General features: G+C 70.8%; 18 protein-coding genes. 10 read left to right on the plus strand and 8 right to left on the minus strand.

Annotated elements, in window-relative coordinates:
* Positions 1–28: 28 nt before the first annotated feature.
* Positions 29–2,191, minus strand: a complete 2,163-nt coding sequence (locus ACWPN5_RS17205) for an O-linked N-acetylglucosamine transferase family protein (RefSeq protein WP_492296484.1) — start codon at positions 2,189–2,191, stop codon at positions 29–31.
* 45 nt (positions 2,192–2,236) lie between these two features.
* Positions 2,237–2,755, minus strand: coding sequence for an RT0821/Lpp0805 family surface protein (locus ACWPN5_RS17210; protein WP_492296486.1), 519 nt, complete (start codon positions 2,753–2,755; stop codon positions 2,237–2,239).
* 176 nt (positions 2,756–2,931) lie between these two features.
* On the opposite strand from ACWPN5_RS17210, the gene ACWPN5_RS17215 reads away from it, so the two are divergent.
* The 5 genes from ACWPN5_RS17215 to ACWPN5_RS17235 all read left to right on the plus strand — a co-directional run bounded on the left by ACWPN5_RS17215 (position 2,932) and on the right by ACWPN5_RS17235 (position 7,042).
* Complete coding sequence (locus tag ACWPN5_RS17215; protein ID WP_492296488.1) at positions 2,932–4,548, plus strand: acyl-CoA synthetase; 1,617 nt, start codon at positions 2,932–2,934, stop codon at positions 4,546–4,548.
* A gap of 69 nt (positions 4,549–4,617) precedes the next feature.
* Positions 4,618–5,361, plus strand: a complete 744-nt coding sequence (locus ACWPN5_RS17220) for a sulfite exporter TauE/SafE family protein (protein ID WP_492296490.1) — start codon at positions 4,618–4,620, stop codon at positions 5,359–5,361.
* 92 nt (positions 5,362–5,453) lie between these two features.
* A complete protein-coding gene (locus ACWPN5_RS17225; RefSeq protein ID WP_492296491.1) occupies positions 5,454–6,158 on the plus strand; it encodes an ABC transporter ATP-binding protein in 705 nt (234 codons plus the stop codon).
* A 91-nt stretch (positions 6,159–6,249) separates the two neighbouring features.
* Positions 6,250–6,663 carry a MerR family transcriptional regulator gene (locus ACWPN5_RS17230; protein WP_145689949.1) on the plus strand — a complete coding sequence of 138 codons (414 nt, stop codon included), beginning with the start codon at positions 6,250–6,252 and terminating at the stop codon, positions 6,661–6,663.
* Complete coding sequence (locus ACWPN5_RS17235) at positions 6,614–7,042, plus strand: carboxymuconolactone decarboxylase family protein (RefSeq protein ID WP_492296493.1); 429 nt, start codon at positions 6,614–6,616, stop codon at positions 7,040–7,042. Before ACWPN5_RS17230 ends, ACWPN5_RS17235 begins: the two co-directional genes overlap by 50 nt.
* 3 nt (positions 7,043–7,045) lie before the next feature.
* Here the strand turns inward: ACWPN5_RS17235 and ACWPN5_RS17240 are convergent, their stop codons facing one another.
* Together ACWPN5_RS17240 and ACWPN5_RS17245 are read right to left on the minus strand one after the other, a co-directional pair.
* Entirely contained in the window at positions 7,046–7,324 is a 279-nt protein-coding gene (locus ACWPN5_RS17240) for a GNAT family N-acetyltransferase (RefSeq protein WP_035678432.1), read from the minus strand.
* Between the two features lie 43 nt (positions 7,325–7,367).
* Positions 7,368–8,000 (minus strand): trimeric intracellular cation channel family protein, encoded by a 633-nt coding sequence (locus tag ACWPN5_RS17245; RefSeq protein ID WP_035678407.1) that lies wholly within the window; start codon positions 7,998–8,000, stop codon positions 7,368–7,370.
* 169 nt (positions 8,001–8,169) lie between these two features.
* Between ACWPN5_RS17245 and ACWPN5_RS17250 the strand changes: the two genes are divergently transcribed.
* Positions 8,170–8,868: a pirin family protein gene (locus ACWPN5_RS17250; RefSeq protein ID WP_040134497.1), complete on the plus strand. Its 699-nt coding sequence runs from the start codon at positions 8,170–8,172 to the stop codon at positions 8,866–8,868.
* 281 nt (positions 8,869–9,149) lie between these two features.
* Here the strand turns inward: ACWPN5_RS17250 and ACWPN5_RS17255 are convergent, their stop codons facing one another.
* Together ACWPN5_RS17255 and ACWPN5_RS17260 are read right to left on the minus strand one after the other, a co-directional pair.
* Positions 9,150–9,587, minus strand: a complete 438-nt coding sequence (locus ACWPN5_RS17255) for a hypothetical protein (protein WP_145689953.1) — start codon at positions 9,585–9,587, stop codon at positions 9,150–9,152.
* 14 nt (positions 9,588–9,601) lie between these two features.
* Complete coding sequence (locus ACWPN5_RS17260) at positions 9,602–10,441, minus strand: TIGR02587 family membrane protein (RefSeq protein ID WP_014198258.1); 840 nt, start codon at positions 10,439–10,441, stop codon at positions 9,602–9,604.
* 162 nt (positions 10,442–10,603) lie between these two features.
* Here ACWPN5_RS17260 and ACWPN5_RS17265 point away from each other — a divergent pair, with 162 nt between their 5' ends.
* From ACWPN5_RS17265 to cueR, 3 genes are all read left to right on the plus strand, one after another.
* A complete protein-coding gene (locus ACWPN5_RS17265; protein ID WP_145689954.1) occupies positions 10,604–10,810 on the plus strand; it encodes a heavy-metal-associated domain-containing protein in 207 nt (68 codons plus the stop codon).
* Between the two features lie 310 nt (positions 10,811–11,120).
* Complete coding sequence (locus ACWPN5_RS17270) at positions 11,121–13,520, plus strand: heavy metal translocating P-type ATPase (protein ID WP_492296496.1); 2,400 nt, start codon at positions 11,121–11,123, stop codon at positions 13,518–13,520.
* The gene (gene cueR, locus ACWPN5_RS17275; RefSeq protein WP_492296497.1) at positions 13,517–13,951 is read left to right on the plus strand and encodes a Cu(I)-responsive transcriptional regulator; all 435 of its coding nucleotides are present in this window, start codon (positions 13,517–13,519) and stop codon (positions 13,949–13,951) included. Before ACWPN5_RS17270 ends, cueR begins: the two co-directional genes overlap by 4 nt.
* A gap of 78 nt (positions 13,952–14,029) precedes the next feature.
* On the opposite strand, the gene ACWPN5_RS17280 is transcribed toward cueR, so the two are convergent.
* Together ACWPN5_RS17280 and ACWPN5_RS17285 are read right to left on the minus strand one after the other, a co-directional pair.
* Entirely contained in the window at positions 14,030–14,995 is a 966-nt protein-coding gene (locus ACWPN5_RS17280; RefSeq protein ID WP_492296499.1) for an NAD-dependent epimerase/dehydratase family protein, read from the minus strand.
* 18 nt (positions 14,996–15,013) lie between these two features.
* The gene (locus ACWPN5_RS17285) at positions 15,014–15,679 is read right to left on the minus strand and encodes an ABC transporter substrate-binding protein (RefSeq protein ID WP_492296501.1); all 666 of its coding nucleotides are present in this window, start codon (positions 15,677–15,679) and stop codon (positions 15,014–15,016) included.
* Positions 15,680–15,850: 171 nt separating this feature from the next.
* Between ACWPN5_RS17285 and ACWPN5_RS17290 the strand changes: the two genes are divergently transcribed.
* On the plus strand, positions 15,851–16,945 hold the full coding sequence (locus ACWPN5_RS17290) for a sulfotransferase family protein (protein ID WP_492296503.1): 1,095 nt from the start codon (positions 15,851–15,853) through the stop codon (positions 16,943–16,945).
* Positions 16,946–16,953 lie beyond the last annotated feature (8 nt).

Raw genomic sequence — 16,953 nt, forward strand, 5'->3', positions numbered from 1 at the left:
GGAGTTGGTGGTGTCCTATCCGGAAAGGCTAGGTGCGTTGCGACAGGTCCCGCAGCGCCTTTGCCAGGGCTTCGGCGAGGCGCCGCCCGTCGCAGAGCGGTCCGGCCGCCAAACGTGGGCGCAGGGTGCGGCGCAGGTCCGCCAGCCGCGCCGGGTCGGCGGCCCAGCCGGCGGCGAGGTCCACATAATGAGCCGGGTCCCGGGCGACGCAGCCCTCCACCCCCGCCACGCTCAGGAACGCCAGGGAATGGCGGCTGGAGAAGGTCTCGCCCGGCAAGGTGACGACCGGCACGCCCATCCACAGCGTCTCCAGCGTCGTCGTGCTGCCGGCGAAGGGGAAGGGGTCCAGCGCCACGTCGACGCGGGCGCACCAGCCCATATGCTCCCGGCTGGTGGTCGCCCCGGCCAGGATCAGCCGCTCCGGCGCGACGCCCGCCGCGGCCAGCCGCCCGCGCCACCGGGCGGCGGTTTCCGGGCAGGACAGCGCCTTGGTCTTCAGCAGCAGGCGCGACTCGGGCACCCGGGCGAGCAGGGCAGCCCAGGTGGCGAGGACCTCGTCGGTCAGCTTGGTCAGGATGTTGAAGACGCCGAAGGTGACGGGCTGGCCGGTCAGGCAGGGCGGCGGGCCGGGCTCCGGCGCGTCCGGCGGCGGGTCGTAGGCGATGAAGGCGCCGGGCATGCGCAGGATGCGTTCGCTGTAAAAGCGCTCCGCCCCCTCCGGCACATGGTGGGCGTCGGCGACCAGCGCGTCCATGGCGGCGAGCCCGGTGGTCGCCATGTAGCCCGACCACGCCACCTGCAGCGGCGCCGGCTTGCGGGCGAAGACCCCCAGCCGTCCGCGGGCGTTGTGCCCGGCGAGGTCGATCAGCGCGTCCAGCCGGTCGTCGCGGATCAGCGTTGCGAGTTCAGCGTCGGTCTGGTCGGCGACCGGCACCCAGCGCGCCGCCGCGGCGCGGAAGCGGTCGGTCAGGTCGTCCGACTCCAACTGGTTGGCGTAGAGGGTCAATTCGACGCCGAAGTCCGGCAGCGCCTCCACCGCCCGCACCGCGAACTGCCCCGCCGGGTGGCGGCGGAAGTCGCCGGACAGGATGCCGACGCGCAGCGGACGGGAGTCGTCCCGAACCGCCGGAGTGCGCGGCGCCCATTCGGCGCGCAACGGCGCGCCGTGCACGGCGTCCCAGCCGCGGTGCGCCTCCAGCACGCGGGCCAGCGTCACGCCGGGCCGGAACAGCTCCAGATAGGCGAGGTTGGAGCGCACCTCCGCGAGATCGGGCCGCAGCGCCAGCGCGCGGCGGTAGCCGGCCTCAGCGGCGTCCAGGTCGCCCTGCGTCTGGCGCACCAGCGCGAGGTTCGCGTAAGCCTCCGCCAGATCGGGACACAGGGCGGCGGCCCGGGCGTAGGCACGAGCGGCCTCGGCCAGACGGTTGCGCTTCTGCAAGGCGTCGCCCCGGCGCAGCGCCGCCTCCGCAAAGTCCGGGCGCACGGATTCGGCGCGGCGGGCCGCCCGCTCGGCATCCATGGGAGCGTCGAGGGCCAGCAAGGCGGCCGACAGGTTGGCGAGCGCCGTGGCGTGGTCGGGGCGCAAGGCCAACGCCCGGCGCAAGGCCCGTTCCGCCTCCGCCGCCCGGCCGCGTTGCAACATCAGCGAGGCGCGGTTAGCGTGCGCCTCCCCGAATCCGGGATCGTCGGCCAGCGCGGCGCGGAAGGCGTCGTCCGCCTCGCCCAGCCGGCCGAGCGCCGTCAGCGTGTTGCCGAGGTTGAAGCGCGCCCGCGCGTAGCCGGGGCGCAGCGCGGCGGCCTGCCGGTAGGCGTCCACTGCCTCCTCCAGCCGGCCCAGCCGGTCCAGCGCGTTGCCGAGGTTGTAATGGGCCTGCGCGAAGGCCGGGCGCAGGCGGATCGCCGCGCGGTGGGCGTCGGCCGCCTCCGCCGCGCGGTCCAGGGCGCGCAGCGCGCTGCCCAGATTGTCGTGATAGTCGGCGACGGTCGCGTCGGCGCGGATGGCGGCGCGAATCCGCGGCTCAGCCTCCGCCGGGTGTCCGGCCTGGAGATAGACGACGCCCAGCAGATGCAGCGCGTCGGGATGGTCGGGCAGCGTGTCGAGGACGGCCTGATAGCCGGCGGCGGCCTGCGCCAGCCGTCCGGCCTGATGATGGGCCAGCGCCGCGGCCAGCACGTCCTTGATCGTCGCCATGCTCGCTTGTGTAGAGCATTTCACCGCATGGCTGAAGAGCGCGCGTCAGCTCACCATGCGCCAGCTTCCGTCCGCTTGGCGGCAGGCGGTGCCATAGCCCTGCTGGAGCTGCCCGCCGACCACGATGCTGGTCTGGAACTCCCGGCACAGCTCGCCATAGGGGCCGGTGCCGTCGCGGGTCGGGGTGTAGGTGCCCCAGTTGCCGGTCTGCGGGTTGTTCCACTGCACGGTCGCGCCGGTGGGCGCCATGTAGGCCTGTCCCGCCGCCTGCTGCGCGTACATCAGGTCGGCGCGGTCCATCGACTGGCCGGCGGCGTTGCCGAGCGCGGCGCCGAGCAGCGTGCCGATGCCGACCGCCACCAGCTTTCCCGTGCCGCCGCCGAAGCGCGACCCGGCGAGGCCGCCGGCCACGCCGCCGAGCAGCGTTCCCGCCGTCGCCTTGTTGCCATAGCCGGGAGCGTAGCCGCCGCCGTAATTGGCTCCGTACCCGCCGCCACCATACCCGCCGCCATACCCATAGCCATAGGGGCTGGCGCAGCCGGCCAGCAGGCCCACGGACAACACAACCGCAACAATCCCCTTGGCCTTCATCTCGAACCCCACGGAACGGAACCTGCCCCCGTAAACATGGCAGCCCCGCAAACTATTCCGTCCGCGTGACGGAACGCCGCCGTTGCCCGTATGATGAAACCAAATGGCCGCGGTCAAGCGGCCGGCAAGAACCTGTCGGGAGGAAAAGCATGCTGCCGGAAGCGGACAGCTACGAGGGCCTACGCGACCGTTTCGTCTGGTCGGTGCCGGAGCGTTACAACATCGGCGTGGACGTCTGCGACACGTGGGCGGAGCGCGATCCGGACCGCACCGCCCTGATCCACAAGCGCCGCGACGGCGCGGTGGAGACCTACAGCTTCGCCGACATCCGCCGCCTGTCGAACCGCCTCGCCAACGTGCTGGCCGCCCATGGGGTGGCGCGCGGCGACCGGGTGGGCATCCTGCTGCCCCAGGCGCCGGAGACGGCGGTCAGCCACGTCGCCGTCTACAAGATGGGCGGCGTCGCCGTCCCCCTCTTCTCGCTGTTCGGGGTGGAGGCGCTGGAATACCGCCTCGGCAACTGCGGGGCGCGGGCGGTGGTCACCGACGCCGTGGGCGCGGCCAAGATCGCCCAGATCCGCGACCGCCTGCCCGAACTGAAACTCGTCCTGCGCATCGACGAGGCCGGGGAGGGCGAGCTGGACTGGCACGCGCTGGTCGAGGCCGCATCGGAGGACTTCACGCCGGTGGACACGGCGGCGGACGATCCGGCGGTCATCATCTACACCTCCGGCACCACCGGCCAGCCCAAGGGCGCGCTGCACGCACACCGGGTGCTGCTCGGCCATCTGCCGGGGGTGGAGATTTCCCACGACCTGTTCCCGCAGCCGGGCGACCGCATCTGGACCCCGGCGGACTGGGCGTGGATCGGCGGCCTGCTCGACGTGCTGATGCCCGCCTGGCACCATGGCGTGACCGTGGTCTCCCACCGCTTCGAGAAGTTCGACGCGGAAGAGGCCTTCCGCCTGATCGCCGATTTCCAGGTGCGCAACGCCTTCCTGCCGCCGACCGCGCTGAAGATGATGCGCGCGGTGAAGGACCCGCAGACGCGCTGGACTTACAGCATGCGCTCCGTCGCCAGCGGCGGCGAGACCTTGGGGGCGGAGCTTCTCGATTGGGGCCGTCAGACCTTCGGGCTGACCATCAACGAGTTCTACGGCCAGACCGAGTGCAACATGATCGTGTCCTCCTGCGCCACGGTCATGCCGCCCAAGCCTGGCGTCATGGGCCGTCCGGCGCCCGGCCACGACGTGGCGGTGATCGACGGGGACGGCAAGCGCCTTCCTCCCGGTGAGATCGGCCTGATCGCCGTGCACCGCCCGGACCCGGTGATGTTCCTGCAATACTGGAACAACCCGGAGGCCACGGCGGCGAAGTTCATCGGCGACTGGCTGGTCACCGGCGACCAGGGCGAGTTGGACGCGGACGGCTACATCCGCTTCGTCGGGCGGGACGACGACGTGATCACGTCGGCCGGCTACCGCATCGGCCCCGGCGAGATCGAGGATTGCCTGATCGGCCACCCCGCCGTCCGCATGGCCGCCGTGGTCGGTGTGCCCGACCCCCTGCGCACCGAGATCGTCAAGGCCTTCATCGTCCTCCAGGATGGCGTGCGCCCCAGCGACGCGTTGGCCGCGGAGATCCAGGCCCATGTGAAGACGCGGCTGGCTGCCCACGAATACCCGCGCGCCGTGGAGTTCGTGGACAGCCTGCCGATGACCACCACCGGTAAGATCATCCGCCGCGAGTTGAGGGGGAGGGGATAGGCTTCCCAAACCCCTCTCCCGTCCCGGGAGAGGGATGAAAAACAACAAGAAAAGACAACGACCCGAACGATGGTGACGATATCCCTTCTTCTGCTCGCCGCGGCCTTCCTGGCCGGGGCGATGAACGCGGTCGCCGGCGGCGGCAGTTTCCTGACCCTTCCCGCGCTGATCTACGCCGGGGTGCCGCCCGTGGCGGCGAACGCCACCGGCACGGTGGCGCTGCTGCCCGGCTACGCCAGCGGCGTCTACGGCTACCGCCACGACCTGGAGCCGGTGGGCGGGGTCGGGCTGGTCACGCTGTCGGTGGTCAGCCTGACCGGCGGGCTGATCGGGGCGGCGTTGCTGCTGGTGACCCCGGATTCGGTGTTCCGCAGCATCGTGCCCTGGCTGCTGCTGGTCGCCACCGCGCTGTTCGCCTTCGGCGGCATGCTGGCAGCCCGGCTGCGGGCGGTGGGGCTGCACGGGACGGGGGCGATGCTCGCCACGCTGTTCGCGGTGTCGGTCTATGGCGGCTATTTCAACGGCGGCCTCGGCATCCTGCTGCTGGCGCAGCTGAGCCTGTTCGGGATGACCAACCTGAACGCCATGAACGCGCTGAAGAACCTGTTCTCCGCCGTGCTGACCGCCATCGCGGTCGCCGCCTACGCGGTCGGCGGGGCGGTGGAGTGGTCCCACGCCGCGCTGATGACCGTGGCGGCGGTGGCCGGCGGCTATGCCGGGGCGCGGGTCGGGCGCAAGATCCCCTCGCGCATCCTGCGCGCGGGCATCATCGCCGTGGGCTTGGCGATGAGCGTCCTCTTCTTCCTGAAGTAAGGGCGGGCTGAAGCAAAAGCCGTTCGGTTCCGGCGGTGCCTGCGCTAAGGTGGCGGCCCTTCTCCCAAGGCCGCCACGACGCAAGACCCCGCATGCTGACCGTATCCGACCTCGACCTCTTCTACGGCGACGCCCAGGCGCTCGACGGCGTGTCCATCGCGGTGGCGGAGGGCACGACGACCGCCATCGTCGGCGCCAACGGGGCGGGCAAGACCTCGCTGATCCGCACCATCTCCGGCATCCTGAAGCCGGCCCGCGGCACCATCCGCTTCCGCGGCAAGGACATCGCCGGCCTGCCCAGCCACGTCGTCTGCGACCTCGGCATCGGGCAGGTGGCAGAGGGGCGGCAGATCTTCCCGACGCTCAGCATCCGCGAGAATCTGGAGATGGGCGCCGTCATCCCGCGCGCCCGCGCCGGGGCGAAGGACACGTTCGAGCGCGTGCTGGCCCTCTTCCCCCGCCTCAAGGAGCGTCTGGAGCAGGCCGCCGGCACCCTGTCGGGCGGCGAGCAGCAGATGCTGGCCATCGGGCGCTGCCTGATGGGCAAGCCCGACCTGATCATGTTCGACGAGCCGTCGCTCGGCCTCTCCCCGACCATGGTGCAGGAGTTGTTCCGCACCATCCGCGCGCTGGCCGCCGAAGGCATGACGATCATCCTGGTGGAGCAGAACGTCGCCGCCTCGCTGAAGCTGGCGCAGCGCGCCTATGTGCTGGAGAACGGGCGCGTCGTTCTGGCCGGCACGGGCGAGGAATTGCTAGCCGATCCCGCGGTGAAGCAGGCCTATCTCGGCCTGTGAGCCTTGGCGGTCGCGGTGACCGAATCCCTCTTGACTTAGAGCGCGCTCGAACCCGTAGCGTCCTGTGCATCGTGATGAGAAGCAGACGCGCATGAAGATCGGGGACCTCGCGAAACGCTCGGGACTGACGGCCCACACCATCCGATATTATGAGCGGATCGGGCTGCTGCCCTACGCCGACCGGAACCAGTCCCGCCACCGCGATTACGACGCCTCGATCCTGACCTGGATCGAGTTTCTCGGCCGGCTGAAGACGACCGGGATGCCGATCCGCGACATGCTCCGCTACGCCGCGCTTCGCGAGGCGGGCGCCGGCACCGAAGCGGAACGGCGGGCCTTGCTGGAGCAGCACCGCGAGCGTGTGCGTGCCCAAGTCGATGAGCTGAACGCCTGCCTTCTCGTCCTCGATACCAAGATCGACGGCTACGTCGAAACGGAACAGAGGAAGATTGACGATGACGCACCTGAACAACATCGCATCCGGGGTCGAAGAAAGCCGGCTTGAGCGCGGGCAACGGGCGCTTGCCGAGATCGACGGGGAGGCCGGGCACAAGGTGGTGGCGGCGCTTGCCGACATCGCGCCGGACTTCGCGACCTATCTGTTTGAATTTCCTTTTGGCGACATCTATTCGCGGCCCGGCCTCGATCTTCGGTCCCGCGAGATCGCCACCATCGCGGCGCTCGCCGCCATGGGCAACGCGGCACCCCAGCTCAAGGTGCACATCGAGGCCGGGTTGAACGTCGGGCTGACCCGCGACGAGATCGTCGAGGTTCTGATCCAGATGGCGGTTTATGCGGGGTTCCCGGCCGCTCTCAACGGGCTGTTCGCGGCCAAGGAGGTCTTCGCGGCGACCGACGGGCAACGGCCGCAGGGACCGTCCTGAGACCTACCGCGCCAGCAGGTCGTGATGCTCGCGGTGGCGGTGCATCCAGTTGGCGGCGTAGCCGCAGATCGGGACGATGGTCAGCCCCTCGGCGCGGGCGATGGCCATCACCCCCTCCAGCAGCCGCCCGGCCGCCCCGGTGCCGCGCAGGGACGGCGGCGCCTCCACATACGGGATGTGCAGGATGGTGCCGCGGCGGCGGTAGGTCGCGAAGACCGTCTGGCCGTTCACGTCCAGTTCGAACCGGCTCATGGCCGGGTTGTCGGTCACGGTGTCGCTCATGCCCATTCCAACAGCCGAAGCCTTTGGTTGTTCACCGCACATGTCAGGAACCGGGGGCGCGCGGCGCGCTCCAGCCGCGCAGCACGCTGACCACCCGCAGCAGGAAGGCCGCCGCCGCCCCGGCGATGGCGACCGGCGCCTTCGGCAGGTCCAGCATGGCACCGGCGATGACGATCGCCGCACCCAGCAGGGCGGCCACCGCGTAGATCTCCTCGCGCAGCACCCGCGGCACCTCGGCCACCAGCACGTCGCGCACCAGCCCGCCGCCGCAGGCGGTCAGCACGCCGAGCAGGACCGCGGGCAGCGGACCCAGCCCATAGGCCAGCGCCTTGCCGCAGCCGGCCACCGCGAAGATGCCGAGGCCGGCGGCGTCCAGCACCATCACCGGCTTGACCAGACGGTTGATGAAGGGGTGAAAGAAGAAGGCGAACAGGCCCGAGGCCAGCGCCGTGATCAGGTAGCGTTCGTCCTGCATGGTGGCCGGCGGGATCGCCCCGATCAGCAGGTCGCGCAGCACGCCGCCGGCCAGCGCCGTCACCAGCGCCAGCACCATCACGCCGAAGATGTCCAGACGGTGCCGCACGGCCAGCGTCCCTCCTGTCAGCCCGAAGATGAAGATCCCGGTCAGGTCCATGGCAAGGAGGAGGGGCGAAACGTCGGGTATGATGGCGGGCATGATGGCGGTCGGCGACGCTGGTTGAGGGGAGCCGCCATCATAGCCGTTTGTTGCGTCTCATGGAACAGATAAGCCGCAACTCCGGCAATTGTTGTTTTGCGGAAACGGGAGCACATTCCTCTCCAGACGAGGGGCCACAGGGCCTCGCACAGGACGAGGAGGAGCAGAGATGATCACGATCCGCAACCGCGACGAACGGGGCGCCGTCAACATGGGCTGGCTGAACAGCAAGCACAGCTTCTCGTTCGGCCACTACTACGACCCGGCCCACATGGGCTTCCGCGCGCTGCGCGTCATCAACGACGACCGGGTGATCCCCGGCGCCGGCTTCCCCACCCACGGGCACGCCGACATGGAGATCGTGTCCTATGTGCTGGACGGCGCGCTGGAGCACAAGGACACGCTGGGCACCAGCTCGGTCATCCGCCCCGGCGACGTGCAGCGGATGAGCGCCGGGTCGGGCATCCGGCACAGCGAGTACAACGCGTCCAAGAAGGACCCGGTGCACTTCCTGCAGATCTGGATCCTGCCCAACGAGGAGGGCATGGTCCCCGGCTATGAGCAGAAGGCCTTCGAGCGGGAGGAGAAGCAGGGCCGCCTGCGCCTCGTCGGCTCCCAGGACGGGCGCGACGGCAGCGTGGTCATCCACCAGGACGTGGACCTCTACGCCACGCTTCTGGACGAGGGCGACAGCGTGACCCACGAACTGCGTCCGGGCCGCCACGCCTGGGTGCAGGTTGCCCGCGGTCAGGTCCGGCTGAACGGTGAGATCCTGAAGGAAGGCGACGGCGCCGCGATCAGCAAGGAGGAATCCCTGACGCTGGACGGCGTGGTCAGCGCCGAGGTGCTGCTGTTCGATCTGGCCTGAGGCATGAACCCCTCTCCCGTCTCGGGAGAGGGTGGCCCGGAGGGCGGGGTGAGGGTCGTGCGAGGATTGATGCACTAATTCTCGGCCGTACCCTCACCCTCCCGCCGCTTGCGCGGCGGGTCCCTCCCTCTCCCGGGGCGGGAGAGGGATTGTCGGATGCCTTCACATCATCCCCTGCGGGGCGGTGGGCCTCCGCAATGCCGCCGGTCGGGCGGGTCGTCACGGGCTCGGTGTCGTCTGTTGCCGGGGCCAAGCCGACGACAGGCCGGGGTCCGCCTGGTTCAGGGCTCCACGTAGCCGAGCACGCGCAGGCGCAGCGTGTGCGCCCTTGGGTCGCGGTCGAAGAACAGCCCGCCCTTCTGTTCGGAGCCGGCGGGCACATAGTCGAACTCCGCCGTCGCGGTTTCGAGCGCCTCGTCTCCCGCCATCAACTGCCCTTCCACCTGGACCTTCGCGCCGGTCTTGCCGCCGTCGTTGGTGACCTGGATGTGGGCGAGCCAGCGTGGCCCGGCGGGAACCACCGCCTCCACCACGGCGGTGATCACCGGGGGGCCGCTGCCGCGGGTGACTCCCTCGTAACCCAGAACCCCGACCGAGCCCAGGAACAGCAGCAACCCCAGCCCCGACGAGACCCAGGCCAGCCGCGACACCGACGCGCTGCCGTCCTCGTCCCGGGGGGCGCTCCTGGACTCGATGTCGTTCTGCCGGATATCGGCCATCGGCGGTCCTCCCGTCACACGATCAGGCGGGCGGTGGCGGCCCCCAGCGCGCTGGGGAAGCCCAGCACCACCGTGGCGGTCACCAGCTCCATCATCGACAGGCCGGCGATCCGCTCGAAGGTCCACAGAAGATAGAGGCTGATGAGCAGGGCGATGCCGTAGCCGGCGACCGAGAAGCGCAGGAAGACGGACAGGAATCCGTCGTCGCCAGCGCTCTCCTGCCCGGCGAAGCCGACCGTGTAGACGAAGATGTGCAGCAGCCCCAGCGACAGCACCGCCAGGGCCACCGCGTGCCAGGGCGACATCTTGTAGGAGATCAGGATCATCTCCTCGGTCGGGGCGACGTTGAAGCCGACGAACAGCGCTCCCGCCCCCATCAGGAACAGTTCCCCCGGATAGCTTGAGCGGATGCGCCGCTCCCTATCGGCGTCGTCCTGCTGGCCGAGCTGCTTGCGCGCCAGCATGGCGCCGATGCTGGCCGGCACGGACTGGAGAGCGATCTTGCCGATGATCTCCGGCAACGGCTGGTCCAGGCGCACGATGGCGAAGACGGTCAGCAGCGCCGCCGACATCAGGAAGCCGACCGCGAAGGCCGACAGCGCGTCGATCAGGTCGTCCTGCCAGCAGAAGGTCTCTTCGAACCCGGCGAAGTAGGACAGGCCGAACAGCACCGGCAGGGTCACCAGGATGAACAGGGCCAGCCGGAAGCGGTCCATGTAGAATCCCAGCTCCCACATCTCCATGGTCATCAGCAGCGGCAGGGCGAAAATGATCGCCCCCGCCGACGCGCGGGCCAAAGCGCGGGCGAATTGAGCTTCGTCATGGAGAAAGCTGCGCTGGCGGGTGATGTCCATGGCCCATGAATGCGCGAGCGGAGCGGTTGGTTCCGGCGGTACCACGGTGGTGACCGTGGCCGTGATCGAAGCCGTGATCAGGACGGCGACTTTCCTCTTGACCTTCCAATCGCTGGAAGGCGGAAGCTGATTCCGTTGCCATTCCCTGGGAAGGAATTCGTCATGGTTGCGTTCAAGGTTCCCGGCATGACCTGCGGCGGCTGCGCCGCGTCTGTCCGCCGTGCGCTCGGCGCCGTCGCCGGGGTCGAGGGTGTGGAGATCGATCTGGAGTCGAAGGATGTCCGCGTCGACGGCGCGCCCAGCGCCGATGCCCTGCGGACGGCCCTGGACAAGGCCGGCTTCGAAGCCGAAGGGCTTCCGGTCGCCTAACGGAAACTCCAATTTCCCTCTCCCGCCTCGGGAGAGGGAAGGGGCCCGCGCCGAAGGCGTGGGAAGGGTGAGGGTATCGGCACAGGGCCAGCGCCTCGATCCTCGAACGCCCCTCACCCGCCCGCTTCGCGGGCACCCTCTCCCGGGGCTCTCAGCGGCCATAGGCCGCCTGACGCTGTCAGCGCCCGCAAGCGGGCGCGAAAGGCGGGAGAGGGGATGGCAGCCAAGGCTGGTGCAACGGGACCCTTGACCTTCCAATCATTGGAAGCCTTATCTGGGGAAGCCGGTTGACGACGAAGAAAGGACGATCATGTCCGCCACCACCACCGACCTCGACATCGGCATTTCCGGCATGACCTGCGCCTCCTGCGTGGGGCGCGTGGAAAAGGCGCTGTCGCGCCTGCCGGGCGTCACCGGCGTGTCGGTCAACCTCGCCACCGAGCGGGCGCGGGTCGCCTTTGCGGGCGATCCCGATCCGCGGGCGGTGGCGGAGGCCATCGAAAATGTCGGTTTCGAACCGCAGAGGCAGGACTTTGACCTGACGGTCGGCGGGATGACCTGCGCCTCCTGCGTCGCGCGCGTCGAAAAGGCGCTGCTGCGCGTGCCGGGGGTGGAGTCCGCTGCCGTCAACCTCGCGACGGAGCGGGCGCACGTCACCGCCTACGCCGGGACGGTGGACGCCGCACGGTTGGCCGAGGCGGTGGAGATGACCGGCTTCACCGCCGCCCCCGTCGCCGACACCGAATCCGCGGCGACGGCGGAAGACCCGGCGCGGGACCGCAACCGGCGGGACCTCCACCATGTGCTGATCGCCGCCGCGCTGTCGGCGCCGCTGGTGCTCGGCATGGTGGGGGACCTGCTGGGGCTGAAGCTGATGCTGCCGCCCTGGGCGCAGTTCCTGCTGGCGACCCCGGTGCAGTTCTGGCTGGGCTGGCGCTTCTACCGGGCGGGCTTCATGGCGGCGCGCGCCGGGTCCGGCAACATGGATCTGCTGGTGGCGCTCGGCACCTCCGCGGCCTGGGGGCTCAGCGTCTACATGATGCTGACGGCGCATCCGGGCCACACGCCGCACCTCTATTTCGAGGCGTCGGCGGTGCTCATCACCTTCGTGCTGCTCGGCAAGTGGCTGGAGGCCCGCGCCAAGGGCCGGACGGCGGCGGCGATCCGCGCCCTGATGCAGCTTCGCCCCGACACCGCCCGCGTCCGCCGTGACGGCGTGGAGGTGGACCTGCCCATCGCCCAGGTGCGCGTCGGCGACCGCGTGGCGGTCCGCCCCGGCGAGCGCATCCCGGTGGACGGGCGCGTGGCGGAGGGGGCGGGCAGCGTCGACGAATCCATGCTGACCGGCGAAAGCCTGCCGGTGGAGAAGACGCCGGGCTCCCGCGTCACCGGCGGCTCCATCAACGTGGATGGGCTGCTGCTGGTCGAGACGGTGGCGGTGGGCGCCGAAACGATGCTCGCCAAGATCGTCCGCATGGTCGAAGGCGCGCAGGCGTCCAAGGCGCCGATCCAGCGGCTGGTCGACAGGGTGGCGGCGGTCTTCGTGCCGGTGGTGCTGGGCATCGCCGCGGTGACGCTCGCCGGCTGGTGGATCGGCACGGGGAACGCGGAGACGGCGATCATCACGGCGGTGTCGGTCCTGGTCATCGCCTGCCCCTGCGCGCTGGGCCTCGCCACGCCGACCGCGATCATGGTCGGCACCGGGGCGGCGGCCCGCCACGGCATCCTCATCAAGGACGCGGAGGCGCTGGAGCGCGCGCACGCCATCACCGCCGTCGCCTTCGACAAGACCGGCACGCTGACCGAGGGCAAGCCCCGCGTCACCGATCTGGTGCCGGCGGATGGCGTCAACGACGCGGAGTTGCTGCGGCTGGCCGCCGCGCTCCAATCCGGCAGCGAGCATCCGCTGGCCCGCGCCGTCCGCGACCGCGCGGCGGAACAGGGCGTGTCGGCGACGGCTCCGGAGGGCTTCAAGGCGCTGGCCGGGCGCGGCGTGTCGGCGACGGTGGAGGGCCGCGCCCTTCTGCTGGGCAGCAAGCGGCTGGTCACGGAAAGTGGCCTGTCCGACGCGGCATTGGAGGCACGGGCGGCGGCGCTGGAATCCGCCGGGCGCACCGTGTCCTGGCTGGCCGAAACGGTGCCGGAGCGGCGCGTGCTGGGCCTCGTCGCCTTCGGCGACACGGTGAAGGAAAGCGCCCGCGCCGCCGTGCGCTCCCTGAAGGCGCAGGGGGTGGAGACGGTGATGGTCACCGGCGACGGCGCCGGGGCCGCCCGCGCGGTGGCCGCCGACCTGGGCATCGACCGCGTCTTCGCGGAGGTGCTTCCGGACGGCAAGGCCGACGTGGTGGCGACGCTGAAGGCGGAAGGCAAGGTCGTCGGCATGGTCGGCGACGGCATCAACGACGCCCCGGCGCTGGCCGCCGCCGATGTCGGCATCGCGATGGCGACCGGCACCGACGTGGCGATGCACACCGCCGGGGTGACGCTGATGCGCGGCGACCCGGCGCTGGTCGCCGGCGCCATCGACGTGTCGCGCCGCACCTACTCCAAGATCCGCCAGGGGCTGTTCTGGGCCTTCATCTACAATCTGGTGGGCATCCCGCTGGCGGCCTCGGGCCTGCTCAGCCCGGTGCTGGCCGGGGCGGCGATGGCGCTGAGTTCGGTCAGCGTCGTCCTGAACGCCCTGTCGCTGCGGGGGTGGAAGCCATGAGCGTGGGCGGCATGACCATCGGGGACGCGGCGAAGGCGTCCGGCGTCAACGCCAAGCTGATCCGCTACTACGAATCCATCGGCCTGATCCCGGAGGCCGGGCGGACGGCGTCCGGCTACCGCGTCTATTCGCCGAGCGACGTCAACGTCCTGCGCTTCGTCAAGCGGGCGCGGACGCTGGGCTTCAGCATCGAGCGCATCCAGATCCTGGTCGGGCTGTGGCAGGACCGCAGCCGCTCCAGCGCCGAGGTGAAGCGCGTGGCGCTCGACCATGTGGCGGAGCTGGAGGCCAAGATCGCCGAGCTGCGCGCGATGAGCGACACGCTGACGCATCTGGCCCACGCCTGCCACGGCGACGAGCGGCCGGATTGCCCGATCCTGCGGGATCTGGAGGAGGGTGGGGGACGTTGCTGCGACGAGCCCCCTCCCTAACCCTCCCCCGCTGACGCAGGGGAGGGGACAGTCTCCCTCTCCTGCGACAGCGGGGGAGGGAAGGGTGGGGGCAACCCGCTACCCCAGCGCCGCCCTCAGGCTCGCCTCCAGCGGCCGGACCGTGTAGCCCAGCTCCCGCACCGCCTTGCCGCTGTCGAACCCACCACCGCCCAGCGCCAAGCGGACGCCCGTCACCGGCGCGGTGGGCGGTCGGCGCGTCACATGGTCGGACAGCCATTCCTCCACCCGCGCGGCGGCCAGCGCCAGGGCGGGCGGCACGGAATGGCGGAGGAGCGGCACCCGGCCGCACAGCCGGTCGATCCGCTCCGCCAGATCGCCCAACCCGATGTCCATTCCCCCCAGGATGTAGCGCTCGCCGATCCGCCCGCGCTCGGCGGCCAGGATCATCCCCTGAGCCACGTCGCGCACGTCCACGAGGTTCAGCACGCAGTCGAGGATCAGCCGCGGCCCGCCGCGCCGGAACAGACGCAGCATGGCGTTCGGCGGGGTGGGCAGCCGGTCGCCGGGGCCGATGGGCGCCGTGGGGTTGACCACCACCATCGGCAGCCCCTGCGCCGCGGCGGCCAGCGCGTCCTTCTCGGCCAGATACTTCGACCGGCAGTAGGGACCGGCCAGCGCGTCCAGCCCCGGATCGGCGCGCTCATCGAGGCGGCGCGGCGGCGGGTGGCCGATCATCACGGCCTCGGTCGAGCAATGGACGAAGCGCCGCAACGCCGGCGCCCGCGCCGCCGCGTCCAGGACCACCCGCGTGCCTTGCCGGTTGACCCGGTCGAAGGCGGTCGGGTCGCGGTCCCACAGCGTGGCGACGGCGGCAAGGTGATGGACCCGCTCCACCCCCTCCAACGCGCGGGCCACCGCCGCCGCGTCGAGGATGGAGCCGTGCTGGACCTCCACGTCCGGCGGCAGGCCGTCCGGCGGATCCTGAAGGTCGAGGATGCGCACCCGCTCGCCCCGCGCCGCCAGCGCCGCCACCAGATGCCCGCCGATGAAACCGCTGCCCCCGGTGACGAGGGTGATGCCCATGCGCCTACGCCCCCGCCTCTAGGCCCCGCCGAGGATGCGGTCGGCGTTGCTGTTGAGATCGCGGGTCAGGGCGGCCAGCCCGCCGCCGCGCAGCGTGTTCTGGAACTCCGAGCGCTGGGTGGCAAGCTGGCTGACCGTGCCCTTCGCCAGCACGTCGAGGATGCGCCAGCGGTCGCCCTCCGGTCGCAGCAGGTAGCTCAGCCGGACCGGCGTCTTGCCCGCGCGCACCAGATCGGTGTCGATCAGCAGCATCCCGCGCGGAGCCGGCCGCTCGCCGACGATCTCGATCCGCTGGCCGTCGTAGCTGTCGAAGCGGTCGACATACTGGGCGGCGCTGCGCCGGGCGAAGGCGTCCAGCGCCTGCCGCTTCTCCGGCTCCGCCGACTGGTCGAAATAGGGGGCGGCGGCGACGCGGAGCGCCGCCTCCAGGTCGAAGGTGTCGAGCATCACCGGCAGGAAGCGCTGGAGCCGCGCCCGCGCCGGCTCCCGTCCCGCGGCCTCCCGCATCAGGGACAGGATGGCCTCGTTCAGCCGGGCCACCGTGGCGCGGGCGCCCGGGGTGGTGCCGGCTGTGGTGCCGGGGGCTTGCTGGGCCACGGCGGGCACCGGCAGCAGGCCGGCCGCCACGACGGCCAGCGCGAGCGCGGCGCGCATCCACGCCCGGCGTGAGAAAGAACCAATCATCGCGGCGTTCCCATGCTCCTGCATTGGTCGTGGAAATCTGCCCGTTCGGGGCAGGTGGATTCAACCGTCCGTGTGGGATGTAACAGCGTCCGGCCCGGTCTATCCTCCTGCGCGACGCTGTCGAAGGGAGGTGTCCGGATGGGTGGGCCGACGAAGGGGCGACAGGGATGGATGCCGATCCCGGACCATCCGCTGTATGGCTGCGACGCCGTCACGCTGCTGACCGTCCTGGCGCGCAACGGCGGTCCGCGGGGTGCCGGCTGGCCGACGGCGCTGGCGGCGCTGGCCTCGGCGGTCGGGCGCGCGCCCTTCTCGCTGGCCGAGGCCGGGTGGGTGGCGGCGCGGCGCCGGACGTCCACCGGTTTGCCGCCGCCGGTCTTCATCCTCGGCCATTGGCGCAGCGGCACGACCCATCTCTACAACGTGCTGAGCCGCGACCCGCAATTCGGCATCATCGACCCCTTCGCGGTCGGCCTGCCCTGGGACATGCTGGGGCTGGGCTCGGTCCTGCGGCCTCTGCTGGCCCGCGCCCTGCCGGAGCGGCGCTACATCGACAACGTGCCGGTCAAGGCCGACAGCCCGCAGGAGGACGAGATCGCGCTGGCGAACATGTCGCCGGTCTCCTTCTACCACGGGCTCTATTTTCCGGAGCGGTTCGACGAGAATCTGCGCCGCGGCCTCTATTTCGATGGCTGCACGGCGGCGGAGCGGGAGGCCTGGAAGCGCCGTTTCCTCTATTTCCTGGAGAAAGTGTCGATCGCCCAGAGCGGGCGCTGCATCCTGCTGAAGAACCCGGTTTACAGCGCGCGGGTCGCCATGATGCGGGAGATCTGGCCCGACGCGCGCTTCATCCACATCCACCGCGACCCGCGGGCGGTGTTCGTGTCGACGGTGGGCTTCTACCGGACGCTGCTGGCGCGGCTGGCGCTTCAGCCGTACGGTCACATCGACGTGGAGCGGGTGGTGCTGGACCATTACCCGCGCATCATGCAGGCGCTGATCGACGACACGGCCGATCTGCCGGCGAACCGCTTCGCCGAGGTGCCTTTTGAACGGTTCGAGCAAGCGCCGCTGGAGGAGGCGGAGCGGCTGTACCAAGCGCTGGAGTTGCCGGGGTACGCGGCGGCGCGGCCGAAGTTCGCGGCGTATCTGGGGGCGGTGAGCGATTACACGAAGAACCGCCACCGCCTGTCCGACGAGGGGCGGGAGCGGGTGGACCGCGAATGGGCGCCTTTCGTCGCGCGCTGGGGGGCCGGTGTGGCGTGAGGGCTTTT

Source organism: Azospirillum sp. UENF 211521, from assembly GCF_058780535.1.

Excerpts from the sequence above, each read along its gene's own strand:
- ACWPN5_RS17290 (WP_492296503.1), top strand. The coding sequence starts at position 15,851 with ATGCCGATCCCGGACCATCCGCTGTATGGCTGCGACGCCGTCACGCTG.
- ACWPN5_RS17230 (WP_145689949.1), top strand. The coding sequence starts at position 6,250 with ATGAAGATCGGGGACCTCGCGAAACGCTCGGGACTGACGGCCCACACC.
- ACWPN5_RS17280 (WP_492296499.1), bottom strand. The coding sequence starts at position 14,995 with ATGGGCATCACCCTCGTCACCGGGGGCAGCGGTTTCATCGGCGGGCAT.
- ACWPN5_RS17220 (WP_492296490.1), top strand. The coding sequence starts at position 4,618 with ATGGTGACGATATCCCTTCTTCTGCTCGCCGCGGCCTTCCTGGCCGGG.
- ACWPN5_RS17265 (WP_145689954.1), top strand. The coding sequence starts at position 10,604 with ATGGTTGCGTTCAAGGTTCCCGGCATGACCTGCGGCGGCTGCGCCGCG.
- ACWPN5_RS17205 (WP_492296484.1), bottom strand. The coding sequence starts at position 2,191 with ATGGCGACGATCAAGGACGTGCTGGCCGCGGCGCTGGCCCATCATCAG.
- ACWPN5_RS17250 (WP_040134497.1), top strand. The coding sequence starts at position 8,170 with ATGATCACGATCCGCAACCGCGACGAACGGGGCGCCGTCAACATGGGC.
- ACWPN5_RS17225 (WP_492296491.1), top strand. The coding sequence starts at position 5,454 with ATGCTGACCGTATCCGACCTCGACCTCTTCTACGGCGACGCCCAGGCG.
- ACWPN5_RS17235 (WP_492296493.1), top strand. The coding sequence starts at position 6,614 with ATGACGCACCTGAACAACATCGCATCCGGGGTCGAAGAAAGCCGGCTT.
- ACWPN5_RS17215 (WP_492296488.1), top strand. The coding sequence starts at position 2,932 with ATGCTGCCGGAAGCGGACAGCTACGAGGGCCTACGCGACCGTTTCGTC.
- ACWPN5_RS17270 (WP_492296496.1), top strand. The coding sequence starts at position 11,121 with ATGTCCGCCACCACCACCGACCTCGACATCGGCATTTCCGGCATGACC.
- ACWPN5_RS17285 (WP_492296501.1), bottom strand. The coding sequence starts at position 15,679 with ATGATTGGTTCTTTCTCACGCCGGGCGTGGATGCGCGCCGCGCTCGCG.
- ACWPN5_RS17255 (WP_145689953.1), bottom strand. The coding sequence starts at position 9,587 with ATGGCCGATATCCGGCAGAACGACATCGAGTCCAGGAGCGCCCCCCGG.
- ACWPN5_RS17260 (WP_014198258.1), bottom strand. The coding sequence starts at position 10,441 with ATGGACATCACCCGCCAGCGCAGCTTTCTCCATGACGAAGCTCAATTC.
- ACWPN5_RS17245 (WP_035678407.1), bottom strand. The coding sequence starts at position 8,000 with ATGCCCGCCATCATACCCGACGTTTCGCCCCTCCTCCTTGCCATGGAC.
- cueR (WP_492296497.1), top strand. The coding sequence starts at position 13,517 with ATGAGCGTGGGCGGCATGACCATCGGGGACGCGGCGAAGGCGTCCGGC.
- ACWPN5_RS17240 (WP_035678432.1), bottom strand. The coding sequence starts at position 7,324 with ATGAGCGACACCGTGACCGACAACCCGGCCATGAGCCGGTTCGAACTG.